Origin of the sequence: Pontibacter rufus, assembly GCF_015694705.1 — a bacterium.
GTDB lineage: Bacteria > Bacteroidota > Bacteroidia > Cytophagales > Hymenobacteraceae > Pontibacter > Pontibacter rufus.
Window position 1 is genome coordinate 121,334 of sequence record NZ_JADQDR010000011.1, and the last position, 25,394, is coordinate 146,727.

At 49.5% G+C, this 25,394-nt stretch carries 13 protein-coding genes; 7 read left to right on the forward strand and 6 right to left on the reverse strand.

Annotation, left to right across the window (positions count from 1 at the left end; all coding sequences use genetic code 11):
• The first annotated feature begins 240 nt into the window (after positions 1-240).
• The 3 genes from I2I11_RS17560 to I2I11_RS17570 all read left to right on the forward strand — a co-directional run bounded on the left by I2I11_RS17560 (position 241) and on the right by I2I11_RS17570 (position 6,026).
• A complete protein-coding gene (locus I2I11_RS17560) occupies positions 241-1,476 on the forward strand; it encodes a multidrug effflux MFS transporter (protein ID WP_196269043.1) in 1,236 nt (411 codons plus the stop codon).
• 200 nt (positions 1,477-1,676) lie between these two features.
• The gene (locus tag I2I11_RS17565) at positions 1,677-3,506 is read left to right on the forward strand and encodes a glycoside hydrolase family 2 protein (protein ID WP_196269044.1); all 1,830 of its coding nucleotides are present in this window, start codon (positions 1,677-1,679) and stop codon (positions 3,504-3,506) included.
• Between the two features lie 588 nt (positions 3,507-4,094).
• Complete coding sequence (locus tag I2I11_RS17570; RefSeq protein ID WP_196269045.1) at positions 4,095-6,026, forward strand: right-handed parallel beta-helix repeat-containing protein; 1,932 nt, start codon at positions 4,095-4,097, stop codon at positions 6,024-6,026.
• A gap of 46 nt (positions 6,027-6,072) precedes the next feature.
• Here I2I11_RS17570 and I2I11_RS17575 read toward each other — a convergent pair whose 3' ends face one another.
• A complete protein-coding gene (locus tag I2I11_RS17575; RefSeq protein ID WP_196269046.1) occupies positions 6,073-8,724 on the reverse strand; it encodes an alpha-L-rhamnosidase-related protein in 2,652 nt (883 codons plus the stop codon).
• 273 nt (positions 8,725-8,997) lie between these two features.
• On the opposite strand from I2I11_RS17575, the gene I2I11_RS17580 reads away from it, so the two are divergent.
• The 4 genes from I2I11_RS17580 (at position 8,998) to I2I11_RS17595 (ending at position 12,676) form a co-directional block, all read left to right on the forward strand.
• Positions 8,998-9,675 (forward strand): response regulator transcription factor, encoded by a 678-nt coding sequence (locus tag I2I11_RS17580; RefSeq protein WP_196269047.1) that lies wholly within the window; start codon positions 8,998-9,000, stop codon positions 9,673-9,675.
• Positions 9,672-10,937 carry a sensor histidine kinase gene (locus I2I11_RS17585; RefSeq protein ID WP_196269048.1) on the forward strand — a complete coding sequence of 422 codons (1,266 nt, stop codon included), beginning with the start codon at positions 9,672-9,674 and terminating at the stop codon, positions 10,935-10,937. Before I2I11_RS17580 ends, I2I11_RS17585 begins: the two co-directional genes overlap by 4 nt.
• Positions 10,938-11,237: 300 nt before the next feature.
• Positions 11,238-11,681: a PepSY-like domain-containing protein gene (locus I2I11_RS17590; RefSeq protein WP_230680397.1), complete on the forward strand. Its 444-nt coding sequence runs from the start codon at positions 11,238-11,240 to the stop codon at positions 11,679-11,681.
• Positions 11,682-11,773: 92 nt separating this feature from the next.
• Positions 11,774-12,676, forward strand: coding sequence for an SdiA-regulated domain-containing protein (locus I2I11_RS17595; RefSeq protein ID WP_196269049.1), 903 nt, complete (start codon positions 11,774-11,776; stop codon positions 12,674-12,676).
• A gap of 239 nt (positions 12,677-12,915) precedes the next feature.
• Here I2I11_RS17595 and I2I11_RS17600 read toward each other — a convergent pair whose 3' ends face one another.
• The 5 genes from I2I11_RS17600 to I2I11_RS17620 form a co-directional block, all read right to left on the reverse strand.
• Positions 12,916-14,922 (reverse strand): hypothetical protein, encoded by a 2,007-nt coding sequence (locus I2I11_RS17600; protein ID WP_230680398.1) that lies wholly within the window; start codon positions 14,920-14,922, stop codon positions 12,916-12,918.
• Positions 14,923-14,941: 19 nt separating this feature from the next.
• Positions 14,942-16,813 carry a 3-keto-alpha-glucoside-1,2-lyase-like domain-containing protein gene (locus I2I11_RS17605; RefSeq protein ID WP_196269050.1) on the reverse strand — a complete coding sequence of 624 codons (1,872 nt, stop codon included), beginning with the start codon at positions 16,811-16,813 and terminating at the stop codon, positions 14,942-14,944.
• Between the two features lie 56 nt (positions 16,814-16,869).
• On the reverse strand, positions 16,870-19,176 hold the full coding sequence (locus tag I2I11_RS17610) for a GH92 family glycosyl hydrolase (RefSeq protein ID WP_196269051.1): 2,307 nt from the start codon (positions 19,174-19,176) through the stop codon (positions 16,870-16,872).
• 611 nt (positions 19,177-19,787) lie between these two features.
• Positions 19,788-21,476 (reverse strand): RagB/SusD family nutrient uptake outer membrane protein, encoded by a 1,689-nt coding sequence (locus I2I11_RS17615; RefSeq protein WP_196269052.1) that lies wholly within the window; start codon positions 21,474-21,476, stop codon positions 19,788-19,790.
• Positions 21,477-21,507: 31 nt separating this feature from the next.
• The gene (locus tag I2I11_RS17620; protein ID WP_196269053.1) at positions 21,508-24,600 is read right to left on the reverse strand and encodes a SusC/RagA family TonB-linked outer membrane protein; all 3,093 of its coding nucleotides are present in this window, start codon (positions 24,598-24,600) and stop codon (positions 21,508-21,510) included.
• Positions 24,601-25,394: the final 794 nt, after the last annotated feature.

Genomic DNA, 25,394 nt, shown 5'->3' on the forward strand with positions numbered 1-25,394 from the left:
ACTGCCGTAGGGACATCGCGATCTGTCCTTGCAATAACCTGGCATTACGCGATTGATTTGGGAAAGGCTGCTTCTGCAATTGTTGGTTCGGGAACAGTTGGGGAACGATTGGACAGGTCACAACCTATACCTACGTAAAGAACGAACTTCAAAAGGCAACGAAGAATCCGGCTTGCGTAACGTTAGTTAAAGTACGCTAAACCTTTTTATTCCTATCTTTGCCGCTTCATTTGCCTTTTTATGACCCGTAAGAAATACATTTCACTTATTATCATCCTGGGAACGCTCACAGCCTTAGGGCCTTTTTCTATAGATATGTACCTGCCGGGCTTCCCGGCCATTGCCACAGATCTGGGCAGCACAGTCGCAGAAGTATCTCTTTCCCTGTCCAGCTTTTTTATTGGTATTTCTGCCGGCCAGTTGCTGTATGGCCCGCTTATGGACAGATTTGGCCGGAAGAAGCCGCTTTATATTGGTCTGGTGGGCTATCTGCTGGCTTCGGTGGCCTGTGCGTCCGCCAACACCATCGAAGCGCTGATTATACTGCGATTTATCCAGGCAGTGTGCAGTTGTGCCGCGGCGGTGGCCTCCGTAGCCATGGTACGCGATTTATTTCCGGTGGAAGACAACGCCAAAGTATTTTCGCTGCTGATGCTGGTGGTAGGCGTATCGCCCATGATTGCCCCGACTGTAGGTGGTTATGTAACTGCCGGTTTTGGCTGGGAGGCCGTTTTCCTGATTCTAGCAGGCATGGCGGCCGGTATACTGGCTGCCGTTTATTTCGGCCTGCCGGAGAGCAGCAAACCAGATCCCACTTATTCACTTAAGCCTAAACCCATACTTTCCAAGTTCCTGCTGGTCATCAAAGAGCCGCAGTTTTACACGTATGCCTTGTCGGGCGCTGTTTCGTTTGCAGGGCTGCTGGCTTATGTATCCGGTTCGCCGCTGCTGTTTATGGAAATCTTTGCGGTAAATGAAAAACAGTATGGCTGGATTTTCGCGTTTCTTTCCATCGGCCTGATTGGTGCCAGCCAGGTAAACAGCCTCCTGCTGCGCAGGTATCGCAGTGAGCAGATTATCGTTACAGCGCTTGTTTGCCAATTGTTTATCGGCGCCGTGTTGCTGCTCGGAACGATAATCGGCTGGCTGGGGCTCTTTGCGACCATCGGCTGTATTTTCCTGTTTTTGTGCTGCCTGGGCTTCACTTTCCCGAATGCATCTGCGCTGTCGCTGGCGCCCTTTACTAAAAATGCGGGAAGTGCCTCCGCACTGATGGGCGCCTCCCAGATGGGCATCGGGGCTTTGGCAACCGTTATCCTGAGCCTCTTCAGTAACCATTCCGCTGTACCTATGGCCGGCGTAATGGCAGCCTCCGCCCTGGTATCGCTGCTGATTTTACTGTTGGGCCAGAAGATTATTCAGGCAAGGGGCCTGCAATATGAGCCGGAAAATGCTGCTGCCGGATCGTTTCATTAATTTTGTTTCAGATTAAGATAGCAACGGGCTCGCGGATTAAAATAATCTAAGCAGAAGTGTTCCGTTATTGGAAGTCACCACATAGCAAAATCCCCATATTTCTTAGCTCTAATAAAAATGTTCCGGTAAAAATTATAGTCCGTGTGGCGTAAAACATCGTTTAAGATTGAAAACTCCGCGAGTACAATAATCTGTAAACTATGAATCCTACCCGTCAAAGCTTCAATACAACCGAAGGTACAGAAGACCTTGAATCTGATAAGCCGCAGCCAAATCCTTTGCCCAGAGCTGTACTGCGGCCAAACACACATTACCTGCTAGATGGCGAATGGTGCTTTGCCCTGGATAATGAAGATCGGGGGCTGCGTGAAGCCTGGTACCTAGGCCACCGGTACGAACATACGGCGCACTGGCCGGGCTCTGTGGAAGCCCACATGGCTGAAGCAAGAGGAAAGAATGCCCCAGCCTGGCAGGACAGGGTAATTGCCTGGTACGAGCGGGATTTTCCGCGACCGGAACTAAGTTCCTCCACTCCTTCCTTGTTTCAGCTTACCTTTGGCGCCTGCGGCTATGAAACCCGCGTGTGGCTCAACGGACGGCTGCTCAGCACCATTAACGGGGAAGAAGTGCATTACGGGGAGTATACTTCCTTTTCGTACGAGTTAGATGAAGAACATCTGCTGCCGGTTAACTATCTGACAGTGCGCATCGAGTCTTCTATGGATGCTGAGATCCCCCGCGGAAAACAGGAATCGCACGTTTACAAGCGCGGCGGTATCTGGTATCATACTTATACCGGTGCTGTGCGAAGTGTGTGGCTCGAAATAGTAGAGCGGAACCGCCTGCGTTCCAGGGTAGGCATCATCAGTGTAATCGAGGACTCGCTGGTGCGGGTTGGCCTTACCACCCGCATTCAGGACCCTGGCCTGTATACTTTAAGGCTCAAGATACTCGAACGCGAAGGGGATCAATCAGAGCCAATCACCATTTCAGACTTTCCTTTGCAATTGCAGGCTGGTCAAAAGCAACAATATGTGGTCGTGGACATGCCGGACGCAGAACTGTGGTCGCCGGATAATCCGCACCTGTACCGGCTTGTAGCACAGCTAATTGATCCGCATGGTTATACTTCTGAAATTGCAGCCCACTTTGGCCTGAGAAAGTTTGAGGCACGGGGCCGGCACCTGTATCTCAATAATGAGGAAATATACATTGACGGCATCCTTTACCAGCCAGGCACGGCCACTTACGAAGAAATGCGGCGCCACATGTATGCCATGAAAGCACTGGGCTGTAACCTTGTAAGGGTGCACATCGCCGGGGTAGACCCGCGCATCTATAACCTGGCAGACGAGATTGGCCTTTTGATGTGGGTAGAAGTACCCAGCCCGCACAGCTCCACGCCCAAAAGCCGCGTAAATCACCGGGCAGAGCTGCTGCGCATGCTTGCTTTGATCGAAACAAATCCCTCCATCGTTATCTGGAGCTTGTACAACGAAGACTGGGGCGCACAGGACATTGCCACTAATCCGAATACACGCCAGTATATTATCGATGCTTATCACTTCATGAAGGTCAAGTACCCGCAATTTCTGGTGGTAGATAATGACGGATGGCAACACATCTCTTTTGAAGGAAAGCTGAAATCGGACATACTAACAGCCCACCTTTACACCCCTGATCTGGAAAGATGGCAGGAGCTGCTTGATAAAATAACGGCAGGGCAGATGGAAGGCGTAGCGGCCTTTCCGCTTGTAGTGGGCGACCCGTACTTCTACAGTGGCCAAACGCCCATTATCGTGAGCGAATGGGGCGGCTTCGGCTTCTCAGATTACGGTGGCCCGCAGGGATTAGAAGAGCGTACCGAGCGTATTCGTTTATTTAAACAGGAACTGCGCAAGCGGGCTATCGCCGGAGACATTTATACCCAGGCAACCAACATCGAAGAAGAACGCAACGGCCTTATCAATCCCCTTACAGGAGAGTTATCTGTTCCGGCGGGTTTGCTTCGCTCAGAGGACGATGTATAATACCAGCCCGGATGCCGGTTTAGAAGCATTTTTTATTAATTGCCTTAATACCAGCCGGCTACTGCTGTAAACTATACTTATTGCTGCCAAACCCGGTAGGTTTTAAAACCTGCCGGGTTTGTTTTGCTATTCATTACTTCAGCGAACCTATCATAAACAAGTACGTCTTTTAAAATCAGTCTGCTATAAGCTGCTGCAGTTTGTTATACCTGCTTAATTGCCGCATTTTCCCGGAAGTTCCGAATACAAGTAACCGGACGAAATCAATGATATGATTTAAGCTTTATCAAGTATAAAGGCCTGACATCAAACACAAGCAAACATAAAGACTTGTGCTGAATGACCTGATGCTTATGACTTTTTACTGATAAAATTGAGGCTGGTACCAGTTTCTCTTCCGGCATGCTGGTACTGGTTTGTGTTAATTCGTTAGGAAATATGTTCAAAGTAAGTTAATTTCGTCATGCATCCCGAGCCTGCCGGAGCTTTTATTGCCACCCGATAACATTACCTGCTGACGATCCCAGGCGAGTATTGGGTCCGGATAAAGCGAAAAACAAAACTGCAGGATGTACAAAATTTATACGCATGTTTCGATTTATACTATCCCTGTGGCTCCTGCTACTTACGAGCGGCTCACTGCAGGCCGCCACTTATTATATCAGTGCGTTAGGCAAAGACAGCAACTCAGGAACATCTCCGGCGAAAGCCTGGGCAAGTATAGCAAAAGTTAACAGCACGCAGTTTGCACCCGGTGACACTATCCTGTTTGAAGGCGGAAAAACTTTTACAGGCGGCATATATTTTGGTACGGCAACAGCCGGAGCCATTGCCAAAGTAAAAGGTACCCCAGCCAACCCCATCACCTTAAGTTCTTATGGCACAGACCGCGCCATCATCAGTAGCGGCGCATCTAATGGCTTCAGGGGTTACAATACAGCCGGTTTCAGGATCAAAAATCTTGTATTCAAGGGGCCTGGGCGAACCAGTGAAAGCCTTAACGGGATAGAGTTTTACACCGATATACCTGATACACTGCTCAGCTATATCTCTATTGCGAATGTTGAAATCTATGGCTACAAAAATGCCGGCATTATTATCGGCAGCTGGGATGAGCTGACAGCCGGTTTCGGCAGCGTAACAATCAGCGACAGCAAAGTGCATGACAATGGAGATGCAGGGATTACGAGCTATGCGCAGGGCAGACTTGTTCACAAAAACTTTATTGTGCGCAACAACAAGGTGTATAACAATGCCGGGCAGCCGGACAAAACCGAATCGCATAGTGGTAACGGTATTGTTTTGGGTGATGTAGACGGCGCCGTGATAGAATATTGCGAGGCTTACAACAACGGCTGGCTAAATGCGTCGCCCTCAAACGGCCCGGTAGGTATCTGGGGTTACCGCTGCAACAACCTCGTTATACAATACAATGAATCGCACCACAACAGGACGGGCACTACAAAAGATGGCGGCGGGTTTGACCTGGATGGGGGCTGTACGAACAGCATCATGCAGTATAACTACTCGCACGACAATGAGGGCGCCGGTTTTTTGCTGGCACAGTACAAGGATGCCCCCCTGATGAAGGGAATTACCGTGCGCTACAACATCAGTGAGAACGACGGGCGCAGGAATAATTATGGCGCCATACACCTTTGGTCTACGGGTGCCAACGGAGGTATACAGGATTTAGATATTTACAACAACACCGTTTACGTCACACCCGCTACCAATGCTTCGCCTAAAGCCATTATGGTACAGAGCGGAGGATTTAAAGATGCCCGGATCAGAAACAACATTTTTCAGGTAACCGGCGAACTGGAAATTGTTCGGTTGGATAGCTTAACAGATGTACGTTTTGAAGGGAACGACTACTGGTCTGCCGACTCAACTTTTAAAATTTACTGGGCAGATACCACGTATAGTTCGCTCGGCGACTGGCGTTCGGCAACAAGACAGGAACAACACAATGGCGTCGCTTCCGGATATTCTCTTAACCCGGAACTTGCTGATCCGGGTAAAGGCGTTACCATAGGAGATCCCAAACTGCTGCATACATTAACCGGTTATACGCTCTTACCTTCCTCTGCCCTGATCGGCAAGGGCCTGGATCTAAAAGAACTGTATGGAATTGACCCAGGAGATCAGGACTTCTTCGGAAATGATATAACCGGATTGACCTACTTCAGTATTGGCGGGCACCAGCCCGATGCGGATGCCATACTGGGTGTTGACGACACCGCAGCCAATCCTACCATTGAACGGATAATCACCTATCCGAACCCGGTTAGAGATCATGCTACCATCAGGTTTTACCTGGACAAGAATACCGCTTTCTCACTGGATGTATACGACCTGCGCGGAACAAAAATCCGCCGCATCGGAGCGAGTTCAGGCGTGGCCGGGAACATTTACCAGTACAACCTCGATAGCCGCAACTTCGCAGAAGGCATATACCTGGTCCGGCTGGTAACGGGCAACCGGGTACGCACTGCAAAAGTGCTCGTTCAGAAGTAAGGGGCCCGTCAGATGCTGCGGTTCCGTCTACGGGTTACACATTACGCTATAGTTTTGTGATGCGCACGTAATCCAGCATGGCTTTGTTTACTTCTCCGTTCATGTTCTCGTTGGCTGGTTCAAATGACAGCGTGATGGTATGCGTTCCTTTGTCCAGTTTTACCTGTACCGAATTTGTATAGCCCCAGTCCGACCATTCGTCTGTTCCGCGCTGCGGCAGCACGATTGTTCCGGCAAAAGTATTGTCGGTTTTAAGTGTGCGTATGGCGCATTTGTTACTGGTGTTAATGGGCCCCGCGCCGTTGGCATACCTGAAATCGATGGCGTACACCCCTGCCTCCGGCACTGTTACCTTCATACTTAACGACGTATTTTTCTCTTTGCTTATCTCCACAAAACCATTTCCCGAATAGCCTTTATAAGGCAAAGGCGATTTGCCTGATATCTTTTCCAGCTCATATACTTGTATGGCCTCGTCCGTGGCAACTACCACCGGCTCGTTGGCAAATGAGGCCAGACCGCCTGCATCTATGGCAATTACCTGGTATTCCACATAGTCATCTGAAGCTGGCACAACGGCTTTTGTGTCTGTGGTTGTTAACAGCTCGACGCCGTTTTTCAGCACTTTATACCTGGCTGCTCCCTCCACGATTTTCCAGGATAAGGCACCGGCTGTGTAGGTTACCCCCGAAGGTGCCTCGGGCGAGAAAAGTACTTCTACCTGATTTACCTTTCCTTCCTCCAGCTCCTTATTTGCCAGCTCAATTTTTATTGTGTGGCTGCCTTCCAGGTTACCGGGTATTTCTGCTTTTGCCACGGCTTTATCATCCATGGTGATGGATTTTACCTCATTCCCATACCCTGTCATTGCAATATCAAGTATAGCTTTTCTATACCTGAAGTTGGTCAGCTTCCGCTCTCCTTTGAATGCTTCAGGCACAAAAGGTCTGAACACAAGACTGTTGGCCCGGAAATCCATACCAAAGAGCACCTTGTAAATCATACTCAGGTTACCGGAAAGGCTCCAGAGCATGTTGCTGGAGTTGATTTGCGTGCCCGCATAATCGCCGTTGCTGGCTACAAAGTTTTCCTTGTTGGTTAAAAACAGCGCGGCCGGACGGTAAATAGCGCTCATACTTTCCACAAGCGCCTGCTCGTTGCCCACTTTAGCTGCCGCCAGCGACCAGTACGACTGCACAAAAGGCCATACGGCATTGTTGTGATAAGGCGGGATATTGGGAATCTGCGGGTAAATATTCGGAATACCGAATGATGTAACCGGTGTGCTGGCCACGATAGTTTTCTGCTTTGCTGCATCGGCCACACCAAACAGCACACTTAATGCCTCGCCCAGTGCTTCGGCACGCGGCGAAAGTATTTTGAAGTTTCGGCCGTACAGGTATTGCCCATAGTAGCCTTTTTCAGGTATCCAGAGGTGCTCATTTACACCTTTTTTAATATTTTCAGCTATTTGCAGGTGCCGGGTTGCGGCTTCCTTGTCGTGCAGCATCTCTGCCATTTCAGCAAGTATGATGTTGGCCTGGTAATGCACCGCATTCGTGCCCAGGTTCTCCGATTCATAAATATCTGCCGGTTGCATCCATTCGGGGTACGTCTGCTCACGCCAATCCAGAAAAGAGGATTCGCCCCGCACCAGGCCCGTCCTGAAATCATACACGTTCTTTAAATCATCTCCGAGAGAGTTCTTAATAATCTGGTATGATTTCTTCAGCCAGTCCGCATCGCCCGTAACTTTGTAAAGCTCCCAGGCCGCAATCGCCCACACAATTCTGTCCGTAGAAACCGGATAGGCGCCGCCGGTGCCGGTATCCTGTATAATCCGGCCGTTCTCCACTTTGCGCATCAGGCTATACTTTGCTACTTTTGGCTGGAGCATAGCCATAGAAAGTATAATGCTATAGCTGATGTCGCGCGTCCAGACGCCGGCCCATTCTTTGCCTGTTCTGAAGGTACTGTCCGGCTCCACGGCATTTATCATCTCCTCCAGCGCCATATTATACAGCGCGTCCGTTATCACGTAGTCAGATGTATATTGCGGAAAAGCCGAAATGTCTTTCGACAACTGCCAGTGCGTAGCCGTTAGTTTATCTTCTTTGTTCGCATTCAGTACAAGTGCTGCTTCATAAATGCCATCCCCGTCCGGATCTTTCAGTTCCAGTTCCTGATGGTTGGCCAGGTTATCAAAATCCCAGGTCAGCGGATCAGTATTTCCGGCAATAAATACCCCTTTAAAATCTTCCTTGTATATTTTATCACCATTAAAAGCCGTGTAGTATCCCTGCTTTTCAAAGGCATCCAACACGGGTCGCATGTCCAGCCGGACATTGAACGTGGTATTAGGCGCTAAATAAGTATCAGGCGGAATGCTGGTGGTGTCCGTCAGTTGCTCCCCAAAGCGGATGAGCGGCGTTTCGCAGGTGCCGCCGCCTGCTATACATGCAAAGTGGTGGTCCTGGCCGGAGGGCATCTCATTGTCTTTGCCGTTGATGCTGAACTTAAACGTTAGCCGGGGGCTTTGGAACTCATTGGCCGGGCTCTGGTAATCCGATACTATCTCGGTAGGTGACAGCGCGACAGCGGAAAAAGGTGGCTGCACCACACTATCCGGGTAAAGGATATACGCTTCGGATTGCCAGATAGCAGCCTTTAGAGCTGGGTTTTCGCTGATCATATCCATAGGAGACTTGGGCGTTTGGCAGGCGGCGGGTACAAGCAGTACTAAAATTAAGCCTGATTTGGAAAGAATATGCTTCATCTGGTTTTGTCGGTGTTGCAGAACAGTATTGTCCTTATAGATACGGACAAAGGAAATAATTCTATGCTGCGTTTCATATTTTGTTCCGAGTTAAAAGTATAATCCCTGCGTAGAACCAGAATAAGCTCCTGTGTTGCCCCTGCCTCAGGTTTGTTCCAGTTTCATTCCAGAATTTACGTATAGCTTTAGCAGCTTATGAAGATTCTGGTAATTGAAGACGAACCTGACATGCTGGACAACATTGTCCGGTCGCTGGAAGCAGAGAAGTACGTGGTAGAAACAGCCGCCACTTTTGATGCGGCCCTGGAAAAAATACACCTCTATCAGTACGACTGCATCCTGCTGGATATTTCGCTGCCGGATGGCAACGGGCTGGCAATATTACAGGAGCTGAAAGAAATGGATGCAGCACAGGGCGTTATCATTGTATCGGCCCGCAACTCTGTAGACGACAAAGTGGCCGGCCTGAACCTGGGCGCCGACGATTACCTGCCCAAGCCTTTCCATATTGCCGAACTGCACGCGCGGGTAAAATCGGTGCTGCGCAGAAGGAAGTTTGAGGGCAGCCGCCTCATCGAACTGGGTAACCTGAAAGTAGATCCGGAAGAAAGAACGGTTTACGTAAATGATACGCTGCTGACTTTAAACCGCAAAGAGTATGACATCCTTTTATACTTTATCTCCAACAAAAACCGCCTGGTGAGCAAAACTGCGCTGGGTGAGCATGTATGGGGCGATCAGATTGATGAAGCCGATAGCTTTGATTTTATTTACTCACAGATAAAGAACCTGCGCAAGAAGCTGAAAGCGCAGGAGGCGCATCTTGAAATACAGGCCATTTACGGCATCGGCTATAAACTGCTGCTCACATGAAGCTCCTGAACCACACCCTCTCCTACTTCGCCGCCATCCTGTTTGTCGTTATCACCGGCTGGGCAGCTCTTTTTTACTACAACCTGCTCGACGAGATTTACGATAGCCTGGACGATGGCCTCGAAAATTACAAGCTGCTCATTATGCGGCATGCTGCAGCCGATAGCACCATCCTGCATAAAAGCAGCTTTGGCGAAGACAACTATGCCATCAAGCCCGTCGCTGCGCCGCAAGCCTTGGTTTTCACCGATGTGTACCGGGATACGGCCATGTTCATGGAGAACGAGCAGGATTTTGAGCCTGTCAGGATGCTGCAGACCGTGTTCCGGCAAAACGGCCGTTATTATGAGCTCCGTGTGGTAAACTCCATGGTTGAAACAGACGACCTGGTGGAGGACCTGCTGTATTCTATACTATGGCTGTACCTGGGGCTGCTAGCCAGCATTTTGATAATCAACAATTTACTTCTGAAAAAAATATGGCGGCCTTTTTACCTGCTGCTGCACCAACTTAAAGGGTTCCGGCTGGAGGACCAGGGTGCTGTCCGGTTTGAGGAAACAAAAGTGGAGGAGTTCCGGGAACTGAACGATGCCGTAGCAAAGCTGCTCAGAAACAACATCGATACCTACATCAGCCAGAAACAGTTTATTGAAAATGCCTCGCACGAATTACAAACGCCCCTCGCCATCAGTCTGAACAAACTGGAGCTTCTGATAGAGCAGAACAAGCTGACTGATGAGCAATTGCAGCTGCTGGCAAGCGTCGTAAACAACCTCGAACGTATGTCGCGGCTCAACAAGTCGCTCCTGCTCCTCTCTAAGATAGAGAACAGGCAGTTTGAGGATCAGGAAGAGGTTGACCTCAACAGCCTGGCTAAAACGTTGCTGGAGGACTTTGCCGATCAGGCTGCTTACAAAGGCGTTGCTGTTTCTCTGAAAGAGGATGGCAGGTGCCGCGTCCGTATGAACCCGGATTTGGCCGGTATCCTGCTTACCAACCTCATCAAAAACGCCATTGTGCACAATTACCAGGGAGGCTTTGTGCAGATTACGCTACAACCGTTGCAGTTAACAGTAGAAAACAGCAGCAAAAGCGGCGCCCTGGATGAACGCCGCATGTTTGCCCGTTTTCAGCGGGAGCACCAGAACGCGAATTCTACAGGTTTGGGGCTGCCTATCGCCAAAGCCATCACCGCGCGGTATGGTTTCCGGCTAAAGTATAGTTACCAAGGCAACCATGTGCTGGCAGTTCATTTTCAGTGAACCGCCCCGCAGGTGCTAATGGCTGGTTGTTTTATTGACAGGCTTTTGGTTCGGGGTTATCTAGCAGCAGGGCAGCATTAACCAAGTATAAACAGCAGCCTTTGCCAGGTATAACATCCCGCTGATCAGCAGGCTTTATACTTTGTTCCTTCAGCTTTTGCCCGCCCAAACCTTATGGCCGCCCCTATGTGATGAAACCGTAAAATATTTTTCCATTCCCAATTCTTTCCAGATTCAGGCCATACTTTAGTATCATAAATTAATTCTTCAATATTAAAATTACTTTCTAATATGAAACTAATGACGATTTTATGTGCCTCCCTGTTTATGTCGGTGTCGTTCACTTCCTGCCAGGGCGAGGATGTTGCGCCACAGGATGTGCCTTCGGTTGTAACCAATACTTTAATGAGTGCTTTCCCCAATGCCACAGATCTGGATTGGGAAAAAAAGAACGGGAGCTACGAAGCTGACTTTGATATCGACACAGTAGATTACGAGGCGCTGCTGGATGCTTCCGGCAAAATGCTACAGGTAAAACATGAGATTACAGAAGTGCAATTGCCTGAAACGGTTAAAAACACAATCAGTCAAAATTACAAAGACACGCGTATAGACGATGCGGAGATGGTAGAAAAAGGAAGCGATAAGTATTACCAGGTAGAACTGGAAAGCAGCGGACCGGATCAGAAACTTGTTTTTTCGGCGGATGGCGTTGTGCAAACAGACATAAGCTACTGGGATTAAAGTATCCCTTAAATAAGAGCATTAGCAGAACTTCCTGCTGATGCTTTTATAATTCTGCTACAATATTTTATCTATCTAAAACCGATTAAAACATGAAAACAAACATAATAAGCACCTTTATACTTGCTACGGCTGTAGGTATGGCCGCCTGCAATACAAACCTGGGCGATGAAACAGTAACAGAAACGGCCTCCTTTGCCGGTCTCGCTGCCAGCACATTGCCTGATAAAGCAGATATTGTCAGCCCGGCAGCCAAATGGGAATTGCCGAAGGAACTACGCGAAATTTCGGGCATTGCCCTGTTGCCAGGCAACATTATGGCCGGTGTGCAGGATGAGGAAGGAATTATATATTTATATGATCTGAGCAAAAAAGCCATTGTTGATAAGATAAGTTTTGGCAAGCCCGGCGATTATGAAGGCATCGTAGTTGTGGGCGGCGACGCTTTTATTTTGCGCAGTGATGGCGCTATCCTGGAAGTTGCTGATTTCAGGAACGGAAAACCAAAAGCGATAGAACATGAAACCGTGCTGGCATCTTCGCAGAATACAGAGGGCATGGCCTACGACAAAGCCGGCAACCGCCTCCTGATTGCCTGCAAGGGCCACGACGAAAGGCTGGGTAACAACAAAGGAATTTATGCTTTTACCTTAGCCGATAAAACGATGCATGCCAATCCCGTTATCATCATACCGCTGGATCAGTCTAAACTGGCGGATAGCGGCAAAAAACGCAAAAACAAGTATGATGTCCTGCAGCCGTCTTCACTGGAAATACACCCCCTGACAGGTGAACTATACTTACTGGATGCAAAGAACTTTTACCTGCTGACCATTGACAAAAAAGGTACTATCAAAAAGCTGGTTAACCTTGACAAATCGTTGCTTCGGCAGCCCGAAGGATTAACATTTGGCAGCAATGGCGAGATGTATATTGCCAGCGAAGGCAGCAAAAAAGGAAACGGCGTTCTGCTGAAGTATGCTGCAGGAATCTGATAAAGAACTGCAACACCACAAAAGCAAATCCTAGAGCAATCATCAAAGTATAATTTATACTTTGGCACCGCTGGGCTATACTTGCCCGGCGCTCGGCATAAGTATGATTCAGCTGATGAGGCTGCATTAAAGTATAGGATATGCTGACTTTACAGGTAGCACTTCACCTGAACAAAGAAGCGCTGCCGGGAAATTTGACAATTTCCCGGCAGCGCTTCTTTGTTGATTTAAATGACAAGCTATTTAGCTGATGCGCTACCCTTGTCGTTCAGTGAGTTGATCCAGCTAGCTATTTTGAGGGCATCCTTCTTGGGCACCTGCGGCATAGGCGGCATTTCTGTCGCATAATCCGGCCAGTTCTGCGGCTGAGGGTTATGGATCAGCTCCACAATCTTCTCGTTGGTATAGCCGCGCTTGGCAACGTCGGTATAGGCCGGGCCGATTTGCTTTTTGGTCGGGTTATGGCAGGCCAGACACGTATACTTGGCCAGCAAGCCCTTTACCTCCTCGTAAGTTGGGGCAGTGGCAGTTGCTTTTGCCGCCGCTTTTTTGGCAGCCGGCTTAGCCGCTGCCGGAGAAGACTTTTTAGCTGAAGAGGCAGCTGTAGCCTTGCTTTTTGGCGTTGCGGCAGAGTTCCTGGTGCTAACCTCGCTCATAGACAGCTTTTTGCCTTCAGGAATATTGTTCAAAGTATAATAAGCTGTCGGGTGCACCAGTGAGTAAGAATTCTCTTTGGCACGTACGCCATTAAGCGTAATGTTATGGATGTAGTAGCGGCGCAGGTTGTCAACAATCAGGCGTGCCTTCATGCCATCATCCGAAACCTTCACACCCTTAATTACACATTCTTCTGTGTTTACCGGCGGGCTTCCGTAAACCGGGTGGTACTTGTAGATAAAACTCGACACGTTGTAAGAAGCAATGTCTTCGGCAGATTTTTTATCTACAGGCTTGGTGAATTCTATTTCAAACCCGTCTGGCATGGCGCGAACAGCGCGCATCTCGAAAGGCACACTGTTGTTCCATACAACGCGCTGCAGGCCCTGGTTGGCATCGCCGGCTGATCCCCAGCCACGGTTGGTTTCACCCACGAACAGGGAGCCATCCTGGGCCCATGCCATGCGCAGTACGCCCGATTTAAAGCCGGTTCTGAATAGGAACGCCGCGCCCTGGTATTCTCCGTTTACTTTTTCGAGAAACACGCGCGAAATAAGGCTCATGCCCTGATCACCGATTAGTACCTGCCCGCCAAACGGCCCGAAATTACCTTCCGGGATCTGCAGCGGCTCTGAGTTGGAAATACCCAGGATTCCGTGGGGCAACCAGACAGCTGGTGTCTGCAGCTGGGGGAAGAACTTTTTCATCTCATACAGGGAGACAAAATCCTCATTTACCACGTTCTCGGGTTTGATATAACGGCCATTCTCGTCTTTCACCTGGCGCGGGTCAACTTTTGCATATAGCTGCTCCGTTGTTAGCTTAACCGGTGAGTTCGGCATACCGGCCCAGCGCAAGCCAGCCGGGTGACCGGTGAAAGCACCCTTTGGTACATACCAGAGACCACCGGAACCCATCCAGTCGCCCTGGTTGTCAGTATAAAAGAATTCACCGTTGATCAATCCGGGACCAGCCGGTGAGCGCATACCTGTAGCCCAGGGCTGCATTTTTCCATCCTCCGTAATGTTCATCGTCCATCCGCGCCAGGGCACACGGCTTTCCCCGCGCCACCATTCCTCATCGCCGAAGGCCACGTTGCCTGTTACGAAAAAGGAACCGTCCGGCGCAATCTTAGGGCCGAAGCTGTACTCGTGGTAATGGCCGGATAGTGGCCAGGCATATACTGTTTCGTATACATCTGCCTTGCCATCCATGTCGGTATCTACCAGCTTGGTGAGTTCGCCGCGCTGGGCACAGTACAGGTTGCCGTCTTTGTAGGCCAGGCCCAGGATTTCGTGCAGCCCGGATGCAAACTTGCGGAAGTATGGCCGCTGGCTGGTCGGGTTCTCCACGATAAATACATCGCCGCGGCGCGTTGAAATTCCCAAATCACCATTCGGCAGCGTAACCAGCCCGCCCACTTCAAGCAGCGCTCCCTCTGGCGAGCTTACGCCCCTTATACTGAAAAAGTCTTCTTCCATGGGCGATTCCTGCGCTACCGCCGAAGCGCTGAAACCTGTTATCGTTGCTGCAGCCAGCAGAAACTGCAGGGCGGCATGGCGGTAAGTTTTTATATGCGTATGTTTCATGAGTAAGAATAATCTGATGTTAGAAAAGGATAGAATAGCGCAGCTTTCCGTTTACCGGCACAATCAGCTCTTTCTGGCCGTTGGCATCCCGTATAACAGGCTTTGCTCCGCCGGTATCATCCAATCTGATATAGTATGATTTGCCATCCACCAGGTACATATCTTTGGAGAAAGGCTCAATGGTGCTTCCTTCTGCCAAACGGGCATAAAGGTTCTGACCTGGATTTTGTACCGTAATCTCGCGGCTGATTCCTTTTCCTCCATCCAGCACCCTGATAGCATCCTGCACAGTTGTGCCGTACAGCAGGTAGCGGAAAGTCGGCTGGTCGTTTTTGTCCATGGCATAACCTTTGGGGCGATAGCTGCTGCCGGTGGTGTCTGTTACCCAGGCAGCCTGCGGAGAGGCCAGGCGGGCCAGTGCCAAAGCCGGCAGGCCAAAATTCTGCACCGTGCCAACCGGGCGGGATGTGCCGTTGCCACGGCTATACCACATCGGTGTTGCATCCAGAAAGCCGCCGCGCCATACCTGTACCACGTTGCCTTTGTCCATATCATAAGTATAATGTACTTGATCAGGACTTCCGACATTTACCGCATGCACTACCCTGAAACCGGATCTGCCATTGTTCTCGACAGGCAGGTCCATAAAGCTGCGCAGGATGGTATTGACAGGCGCATTAACCAGTATCGGGCCCTCCTGATCATTATTACCGCCTACAACCGGATCGCCCATTACGTATTCCCGGATACCAGGACCGATAACGGCCAGCCCGACCGCCGGCTTGCCCCACTCCACCAGCTTGGTGTACAGCAGCTCAAAAGGCATATCACCGGCAGGCAGCGTTATGGTGGCCCGCTGGTTTCTGGCATCTATCGGAATAACAGTTTTGTTGTTGATACGCATCAACCCTCTGCCGCCTGAAGCATTCAGGTTAAAAGTATATTCTCCCGGCTCTTTTACGCGGAGTGTGCCGGTATAGCGCACAACAAAATTATTGGGGAATGGGCTGATTTCGGAGGTCAGGGCTACAGATGTTCCTTCTGCTTCTGGCGGAATACTGTCGTACACAGATGCTACATCATACTTGCCTTTAAATACCTGGTACTTCAGGTCTACAAGTTCCGGACGCGGTTTGCCATAGTTGGTGATTTGTATGTTACGGAAAGCCACGGCGCCATGATCGCCCTGCAGGCGCAGCGGCCCTGTTGCCACCTCGTTGTTGCCGATAGCGCCGCGCGTAGGCCCGAAAAGCTCCACATTTTCATGTATGAGAACCCCGTTCAGTTCGGCGCGCAATATTTTGGCATTCTCTGTTTTTTTCCCGCTGGCATCAAAGCGCGGCGCCTGGAACGAGATTTTCAGGTGTTGCCACAAGCCGGGTGCCAGGGTTACGTTCTGGCGGGGCGCATAGCCCTGGTACCCTTTCTGCCCATCGGGGCGGCTTTCGTCCCAGCGTTCGTAAATGGCGCCATTGCTGGCGGAGGTAGGCGCCTGGTTACCCCAGCTGTCTGCCAGCTGCACTTCGTACCGGCCCTGCAGGTATACGCCGGAGTTGGAGCCGGCAGCCATCATGTAATCAAGCTCTATATCAAAGTCACCATACTCCGCTTTGGTGAGCAGGTCAGATCCCTTTGCTCTTCTGCGCGGCTCGTTTACAAGTATGCCGGTACCATCGGTCAGGTCAAATTCGTTGGTTTCGTCAAGTTCTGCCTGCACGTCTCCGGCAATCTGCCAGCTTTTTCCGGGATTCTGAAAGGCAGATAGGTTATCGAGCGGAATTGCATCCGGCTGACTTGCTGCAGGCTGCGCCAGGGCAACGCCTGCGCTGCAGATCCAGGCTACACCAGCCAGCAGCAAGCTCTTATAGGGTGTGGTTTGATGTTTAATCATGTTACAGTTTTAAATTAAATAATAGGATTCTTATTAAGCGGCCGTTTAGCCGGTTTCTATTTCTTCGTTAATGGCTTCTCCCAGGAAGAAAATGAGTATGGGAAAGCCTCCGGCTTTGTGCCACGGCTTTTGTTGGGCTCCGGCCCCATTATAAAGGTGAGCTTGCCGCCTTTCTGAATGTCTTCCTGGGTGATGTAGTTCTTTTCATACTTCCTGCCGTTGAGCTTAGTACGCTGCACATAAAGGTTCTCGGCACTGTTTTCCGGGGCTGCTATCACAAACGTTTTGCCGTTCTCCAGCTGCAGGGTCGTTTTGCGGAACAGCGGCGCACCGAGCACGTACTGGTTTGTGGCCGGGGTAACCGGGTAAAAGCCCATGGCCGAGAACACGTACCAGGCCGATGTCTGCCCGTTGTCCTCGTCCCCTATGTAGCCATCGGGCGTAGGCTTGTACATGCGGTTCATGGTCTGGCGTACCCAGTATTGCGTTTTCCAGGGCTCGCCGGCATAGTTGTAAAGGTAAATCATGTGCTGGATAGGCTGGTTGCCGTGCGCGTACTGTCCCATGTTGGCTATCTGCATCTCGCGTATTTCGTGTATCACGCCGCCATAGTAGCTGTCGTCAAACACCGGCGGCAGCGAAAAGACTGAGTCCAGCTTGGCCACGAAGTTCTTCCGGCCGCCCATCAAATCTATCAGCCCCTGCACATCATGAAACACCGACCAGCTGTAATGCCAGCTGTTGCCCTCGGTAAAGGCATCGCCCCACTTAAAGGGATTAAAGGGAGACTGGAAGCTGCCGTCCTTGTTCTTGCCCCGCATCAGGCCGGTGCTCGGGTCAAACAGGTGGCGGTAGTTCTGGCTGCGCTGCGCGTACAGGTCTATCTCTGCCTGCGGCCGGTGCAGGGCTTTGGCCAGCTGGTAAATAGCAAAGTCATCGTAGGCATACTCCAGGGTGCGCGCCGCATTTTCGTTGATACCTACATCATAGGGCACATAGCCCAGCTTGTTGTAATAATCCACGCCTTTGCGGCCTACCGCTGAGATAGGGCCTTCGTTGTTGGCCCCGTGCAGCAGCGCCTCATAAAGGGTGTTGATGTCGTAACCACGCAGGCCTTTGATGTAAGCATCGGCCACAACCGAGGCTGAGTTATTGCCTACCATGATGTCGGCATAGCCGGGGCTGGACCACTCGGGCAGCCAGCCGCCTTCTTTGTAGTCGTTGATCAACCCTTCTTGCATCTCTTTGTTGATGGAAGGGTACACCAGGTTCAGAAATGGATAAAGCGCCCGGAAGGTATCCCAGAAGCCGGTGCCGGCAAACATGTAGCCCGGGTGCGTCTGCCCGTCGTAAGGGCTGTAGTGGACAATCTTTCCGGCGGCATCCAACTCATACAACCGCTGCGGGAAAAAGAGCGTGCGGTAAAGGCAGGAGTAGAAAGTGCGCAGTTGCTCCAGAGTACCGCCCTCTACTTTGATGCGGCTCAGGGTCTTGTGCCATACATCCTTTGCCTTCTGCTTGGTCTGCTCAAAGCTGTCATTGGCCAGTTCCCGCTTCAGGTTCAGTTCGGCCTGTTCGTAGCTGATAAAAGAGGAAGCTACTTTCAGGTTTACCTGCTCGCCTTTGGTTGTCTTAAAACCGATAAGGGCGCCGGCGTGATCGGCCTTCATTTCCAGCGCATTTTTTACCAGCGTGGTGTCGTGCCAGGTATAAGCCAGGGTAAAAGGCTTGTCGAGATAAATGACAAAGTAGTTTTTGAAGTTTTTGGGGTTGCTGCGGGCATTTTTGGTCGTGTAGCCGATGATTTTGTTTTCTTTGGGCAGCACCTTTACATACGAGCCTTTGTCCAAAGCATCCACCACAATAAAGGAGCTGTCGGCCCGCGGAAAGGTAAAGCGGAACTGTGCCGCACGCTCCGTAGGCGTAATTTCCGTGGTTACGTCATGATCAGCCAGGTAGACGCTGTAGTAGTATGGCTTTACGATTTCGGCTTTGTGAGAGAACCAACTGGCCCGGTCATCCTCGTTGAAGCTGGCTTTGCCTGTAACGGGCATAATGGCAAACTGGCCATAGTCGTTCATCCAGGGCGACGGCTGGTGGGTTTGCTTAAAGCCACGGATTTTGTCGGCATCATAAGTATAGGCCCAGCCGCTGCCCATACTGCCTGTTTGCGGCATCCAGAAGTTCATTCCCCAAGGCAGGGCAATGGCCGGGTAGGTGTTGCCGTTCGACAGGCTCGGTTTCGAGTCTGTGCCCATCAAAGGGTTCACCAATTCCTCGGGAGCATCAACTTCTGAAACTATCTGTGCGTGGGAGAAGGTATAAATAAACAGCCCCAGCACGGCAATAATAGCTCTTTTCATGTAAGACTTCTTGTGTGATGTATGCAGCTATAAAACAGGCTGCTAAGGTAGTTTTTTGTTGTAACTTGATTCAACTATAATTTCCTGTCAATCTGCTATACTACAAGGTATAGACATTGCAAATTACCCTCATCATAGTTCTAATATTTACTCGGGAGCAAATTTCTCTTGTAAACCGGCTCTGGCACATACAATAGCTAACAACATCTCAGGCAAAATTCAAAGCATAAACCTTGAACATAACTATCTGTGCAGCATGAGCTTAACCTATTCTATGATCCTGCAAGTATACATCCCGGTTTTGTTGCGGAGAGTTTATCAGCGAACGTTATATCCGCATAATCAGCCTACTCATGCTCGCCAACAGGATTCCCGGAATTTTTAACTTTCAGAAGGACAGCCTCTGTTTATACTTTCAAATTTTTATACAGCTACTTACAAATTCCGATCTGTAAAGGTAAATGTGCTGTTTAGTAAAAAGGGGCACTTTCTGAGGTGCCCCTTTTTATAATTGGTAAGCTAAGAGGTAAATTAAAAACGGTGATCAATGCAGTTAAGTATACTAAGTATAAGCTGCTTTAATTATCAGTCACCATCTTCTCTCCCGTTCTTTAATACCCGTTTGGTTTTAATAATGGGTTAGTATTTAAAGCACGTGTTGGTATAGGAAATACGCTCCTATCTGCTGCATCCGCCGGTTTATCCCACCATTCCTGGCCGAACCTGTCCCAGCGAACCAGGTCGGTTCTACGGTGGCGCTCGCCCAGGAACTCACGGCTCAGCTCGTCCACAAATTCATCATCTGTCAGCATTCCCGGATTAGCTGCATAACTATGAGCAGGCCATGCTGCATCTGTAAAGTTCCGTCTGCGTACCGCATCGAGCATCTGAGCCGCAGTTGCCTTGTCGCCGGCACGGTATTTGGCCTCTGCTATGGCATAGTACATCTCTGCCAGGCGGATTTCGGGAGCTGAATTGAACTGGAACTGACCCTCGGACTCCGGCAACCACGGGAATTTGATGAATCGCACGCCGGAGTTCTCTTCGCCAGTGCTCACGTGTGAACCTTTAGCAAGACCGCTCGCTCCTTCAGAAAAGCGGCCAATCTGGTCAACATAAAACAGCGGCTTGCCATTGTACTCTTCGGTGCCGTTCACCATGGTAGTGCTATCGAACCCGAAGCCCTTGTCGTAGTTGTAAGCATATTGCTGCCCTATGAGGAAGAACCCATCGTACAGGTTGTCTTTATCCGTTGTTCTGAAAGGTTGTTTACGCTTGTCACCATCAGCATAGGTTTCATACGGTATGCCCAACTCATAATTGTACAGATTACCTTGTAGGTCACGCGAAGGCGTTAAGGTGATGCCGTTCCATCCACCCCAGTCGTTATCCAGCGAATACCTGGCCTGGTAGTGCATCATGGCGTTATACATCCAGCTGAACTCATAGATGTTTCTGGCATGCGGGAACTCAAAGATGTTCTCCGGTGATCTGTAGCCGTCGATGCCCGATCTGAAAGGGCCTCTGTAATCCGGGTCAAGGCTATAGGTACCATACTTGCCGTCTATAACATCCTGCGCTACCTGGGCAGCCTGGTCATACATAGGCGTACCAATCCATTTTTCAGCATTCAGATATAGGCGTACCAACAAAGCGGCGGCGCCTCCCTGATCCCAATGCCCCACAACACCATTCTGCGGCAGACCCTGTATCGACTCCTTCAGTTCGGTCTCAATAAAGGTAAATACCTCCTGTGGCGACGAGGCAGGCAGGGGCTCCTGCAAAGAGGCATCAGTAGAGATCGGCACACTGCGGAACTGGTCAATCAGGAACAGGTAAAACCAGGCACGCAGAGTTCTCAACTCAGAGATATGCTGTGCCTTGTCGACATCTGTCATACCAAATTTTGAGTAATCTAGGCCTTCAAAGTCACTGATAAAAACGTTACACTGCCCAATGCCTTGATAGGGACCAGTCCAGCCGCCATAAATATGGTTGTCATCCGCAGTCCATTCGTGGTGGTGCAACCGGATCCAGTCGCCGCCATCATAACCATGCTTTCCTTTTTGTGCCCACACAAAATTATCAGAAGTCAGCTCCGAAAGTATCCAACGGTCGCCATCCCACCCATTCCAATGGGCATGCTCATAGGGGCGCACTAGCGCCGCCATTACCGAGTTCTTATCCTGGTAGTAAGTTTCGGTCACTAGTGTACTAAACGCTTCCTCCTCCAGGTCAGTACAGGCCGGCGCTGCAAGCAAAAGAAGCATGGCCGAGCCTAGTATTTTTATTTTGTTCATATCTTCAACTTATTAAAGTTATTTATGAGTATTAAAAAGAGATCACTACGCCAAGTGCATAATTCCTGGCAATAGGATACACATCTAAGCTACCGTAACCGGCAGTCAGGCCTGTTACCCCAATTGCCGCCGGGTCAAGGCCACTGTAATTGGTAAGTGTAAATACGTTACGCACGGTGCCGTAAATTCGGAAGTTTTTAATGCGCTCTACTCCTAGCTTAGGTGTCCAGCCCAGCGTCAGGTTATCCAGCTTAAAGTAGTTACCGCTCTCCAGGAAGTAGTCTGTGATTACTTTACCTGACTTGATCTGGCCGTTGCGGGTGTAGGCGTCTTCCAAAAGATTCACACCTGGCTCAGCCTGTAGGCCGTAATACATTTGGTATAGATTCAAAACGTCATAATCGAAGCGGCCAAGGAAGAACAGCGACAAGTCGAAGCTCTTGTAAGCAATCCTGTTACCCCATGAAAGCTCGTACTTGGGCGTTCCGTTTCCGATAAAAGTTCTATCTCTGTCTATGTTTCCTTCGGTGGTTGCATCTATTTTCTCGCCGCCTTCTTCCCCATTTTTCCAGATCAGGATGTTACCATCCGCATCTACGCCGGCATACTTATAGCCATAGAAGCTACCCAACTCGGTGCCTTCGTACAGGCGGTAAGCCGGGCCAGGATTACCAGGTGAAGGCAGGTTTTGCAAGTCCTGAAAATTGGCTGTATACGGGCCTTTAGACCAGGAAACCAGCCGGGTTTTGGTATAAGAGGCAGTCACATTAGTGCTATAGGTAAAATCGTCAGTTTCAACAGCATCCCAGTTCACGTACAGTTCCACTCCTTTAGAACTCATCGTCCCGGCATTCACTATCATCTGGTCGTGCAGTTTTGGTGGCACGGGCACCGTGTAGCTGGAGATTAAGTCTTTACTCCTGCGGTCGAATAGATCAAAGGTGCCATCTACTTTGTTATTGAACAAGGTAAAGTCCAGGCCTAAGTCATAGGAGATCGCTTTTTCCCAGCGCAAATCTGGATTCAGGTTATTAGCGGGGCCATATACTCTGATAAATTCCCCATCATAATTGGGATATCTGCCATAGCCTGTGTACCTGGCCAGCGAAGTATAACGTGGGAAAACTGAACGGCCGGCTACGCCATACGATGCACGAAGCTTTAGCTCGTCAATCGCCTCTATGCCCTCAATGGCAGGCAGGCTGGACATGCGCCAGGCGGCTGACAGGGACGGGAAACTTCCCCACTTGTTATTGGCTCCGAACTTGGTATTGCCTTCATAACGGTAAGAAGCAGTCAGGAAGTAAGTATCTTTGAAATTGTAGTTCAAGCGACCCAGGAAGGCAATAACTTTTTCTTTTTCTCTGTAAGAGTCCATTCCTAAGCGTCCTTCTTCGAGATTCCAGCTACCGGCATCCAAATTGTTGTAGCCAAAAGCATCAGATGGAAAATCGGCGTTCTCGGCCCAGAAATCTTGATAATTGAACTCCTGATAAGTATAGCCGCCCATAGCTGTCAGGTTATGCTCACCAATGGAAGTATTATAGTTACCGAGCCATTCAAACGTATAATCCGTCCACTTTTCGTTCTCTAGGCGGGCTCGCCCTGTGCGGTTACTAGTAATAGACTCTGCCGCCTGGGAAGTATAGTACTCCCTGCCTAAGCGGTCATGCCCTTGGCGCGCCAATTTGATCTCAGTGTTCAGGTTATCCAGCAGATTCAATCTAAAAGTGAGATCTACAACAGAGTACTCCTGGTCTGCACCGTTTTCTCTAGCCAGCAAATTCTGTACGGGATTGTACGTATCATACCCGAGTAGTGTGTTATACATGCTTGGATCGTTTGGATCCATAATCGGGATAGTCGGATTGAGCTTTACGGCCTGGCTAAATGCACCATAGTTGGTATACTCTTCGTTTGCAACTCTGTAAGACATATTGCCGTTCACCTCCAGGAAACCCTGCATAGCGCGCTGAAAGAAACTTGCCCGGAGGCCGTACTCCTTGCGATCAGAGGCAATATCCAGGCCGGTTTTGGCACGATAGTTTCCGGAAATGCGGAACTGGGTGTTTTCACTTCCACCGCTGACAGCCAGGTTATGGTTTTGGCCGAAGTTATCTTCTCTAATCAGTTCATCGTACCAGTCCGTTCTGGCCCCAAAATCCTGATCCCGATCATGTGCCAGAAATTCTTCCGGGGAAAGTATATCAGGCCTGGCCGCCACGACATCGTGTTCCACATAACTGTCGTAGGTTACTGTTACCTCGCCAGCCTTGCCGCGCTTAGTCTGCACAAGAATCACACCGTTAGCGCCTCGCGAGCCGTAGATAGCGGATGCGGCCGCATCCTTCAGTACTGTAATGGAGGCTATATCCTGCTGGGCCAGATTGCGCAGATCGCCGTTCGGCATGCCGTCTATCACTACGAGTGGGCTATTGGCGCCATCATTAGTTAAAATGGTACCTGCCCCCCGTATCTGAATGCCAGCCGTTGCGCTTGCATTCGGATCGGCAGCGGCAGTACTAGACACAGTCAGACCAGCCACCTTGCCCTGTATCATTTGCAAGGGACTGTTGAAAGCGCCCTGCTGGAACTCGTCGGCGGTAACCGTGGTAATGGCACTACTCACCTCTTTCTTTTGCATGGTACCGTAGCCTACTACCACTACTTCTTCAAGCGCCTCTGCGTCGGTACTTAAGGAAACGTCTATTACCGTCTTATTGCCGATAGGCACCTCCTGATCCTTATAGCCAATATAAGAGAACACCAGCGTACCGTTTTCCTGCCCGTCCGGAATCGTCAGTTCATAGGCACCGTCGGCATTGGTGCTTACGCCTAATGATGTTCCTTTCAGCACTACCGTTACTCCCGGTAGCGGCATACCTTTTTCGTCTGTTACAGTTCCTCTTACCTGTATCTCATATCTGGAGAGGTAATCAGCAGCAATGCCATTGCCGGAAGCTGGCACCATCGAGGGAATTTCAACAGGCGGCTTTACAGCTGCGTGGCTTTGGGTAGCAGTCAGAGCTGCACACATAGTAAAAGAAAGGAAACCGGTACAGAGCATCCGTCCCCTTCCTCTTACATAGCCACTATCAAACAAGGTTGTAAATGGTTGTTTCATAGAATTACATTATTAAATACTAATTGAGAATTACTAAACCGTTTTAGCAGAAATTAACAACAGACACCGTTACCGGGTTTGTTACCGAAATGTAGAAAAACTTTAATCCTGAATACTTAAGCAAGCTAAATTTCATTGCGAAGGTATTAAATAGATTAACAAAATTATTTATACCCACTGCAGGTGGTCAAAAACTTAATGCTTAAAGAATAAACACAAAAGCTTTGATAAAAACTTACAACTTAAGAAACCCTTTAATAAGCCTCTATTATTAGCCTAAATTTAGGAACATAAATGAAAAACAAAAAACTTTATCCATAATTCTTCTTAAAGCGTGTGTTTCGCCGGTATAACTTCTTAGCGGCTACGGTCTGATAAATAAGTGCAGCAGCAAGTCTAATTGGGACACAACGGTTAAAGTAAGCACCATGAAGAAAATTTCTAAACCTTTGAAACACGTTGTGCTTGTTAAAACATGCCAATGATTTAAAGCCGCAGAGATGGGAAAGTGAACCTTGACGATTATGTAATGCTGCTGCCTCCTTTTCGTCCCAACCTTAGGGTTAGAGATGAGAAGTAAAACAATGTCTCACCTCCCGACCAGGAGCATTTTATACTTATACAGCAAAGCGCTTCCGTCAATTTATTAGTTGCTACAACCTAGGGAAGATTCGCTGCTTTTAACGGCAATTTATACTTTATATAAAGGCACAGGTATCAAGTGGGGCATCCCAAGTATAGACAGCTCATGCCGAACCGATAAAAGCTTAAAGTATCATACAACTTTGTCTCTA

Bases quoted from the DNA above. Each gene is read 5' to 3' on its own strand.
- I2I11_RS17570 (WP_196269045.1), top strand. From the start codon at position 4,095: ATGTTTCGATTTATACTATCCCTGTGGCTCCTGCTACTTACGAGCGGC.
- I2I11_RS17595 (WP_196269049.1), top strand. From the start codon at position 11,774: ATGAAAACAAACATAATAAGCACCTTTATACTTGCTACGGCTGTAGGT.
- I2I11_RS17620 (WP_196269053.1), bottom strand. From the start codon at position 24,600: ATGAAACAACCATTTACAACCTTGTTTGATAGTGGCTATGTAAGAGGA.
- I2I11_RS17560 (WP_196269043.1), top strand. From the start codon at position 241: ATGACCCGTAAGAAATACATTTCACTTATTATCATCCTGGGAACGCTC.
- I2I11_RS17605 (WP_196269050.1), bottom strand. From the start codon at position 16,813: ATGATTAAACATCAAACCACACCCTATAAGAGCTTGCTGCTGGCTGGT.
- I2I11_RS17615 (WP_196269052.1), bottom strand. From the start codon at position 21,476: ATGAACAAAATAAAAATACTAGGCTCGGCCATGCTTCTTTTGCTTGCA.
- I2I11_RS17590 (WP_230680397.1), top strand. From the start codon at position 11,238: ATGACGATTTTATGTGCCTCCCTGTTTATGTCGGTGTCGTTCACTTCC.
- I2I11_RS17610 (WP_196269051.1), bottom strand. From the start codon at position 19,176: ATGAAAAGAGCTATTATTGCCGTGCTGGGGCTGTTTATTTATACCTTC.
- I2I11_RS17580 (WP_196269047.1), top strand. From the start codon at position 8,998: ATGAAGATTCTGGTAATTGAAGACGAACCTGACATGCTGGACAACATT.
- I2I11_RS17565 (WP_196269044.1), top strand. From the start codon at position 1,677: ATGAATCCTACCCGTCAAAGCTTCAATACAACCGAAGGTACAGAAGAC.
- I2I11_RS17575 (WP_196269046.1), bottom strand. From the start codon at position 8,724: ATGGATATGATCAGCGAAAACCCAGCTCTAAAGGCTGCTATCTGGCAA.
- I2I11_RS17585 (WP_196269048.1), top strand. From the start codon at position 9,672: ATGAAGCTCCTGAACCACACCCTCTCCTACTTCGCCGCCATCCTGTTT.
- I2I11_RS17600 (WP_230680398.1), bottom strand. From the start codon at position 14,922: ATGAAACATACGCATATAAAAACTTACCGCCATGCCGCCCTGCAGTTT.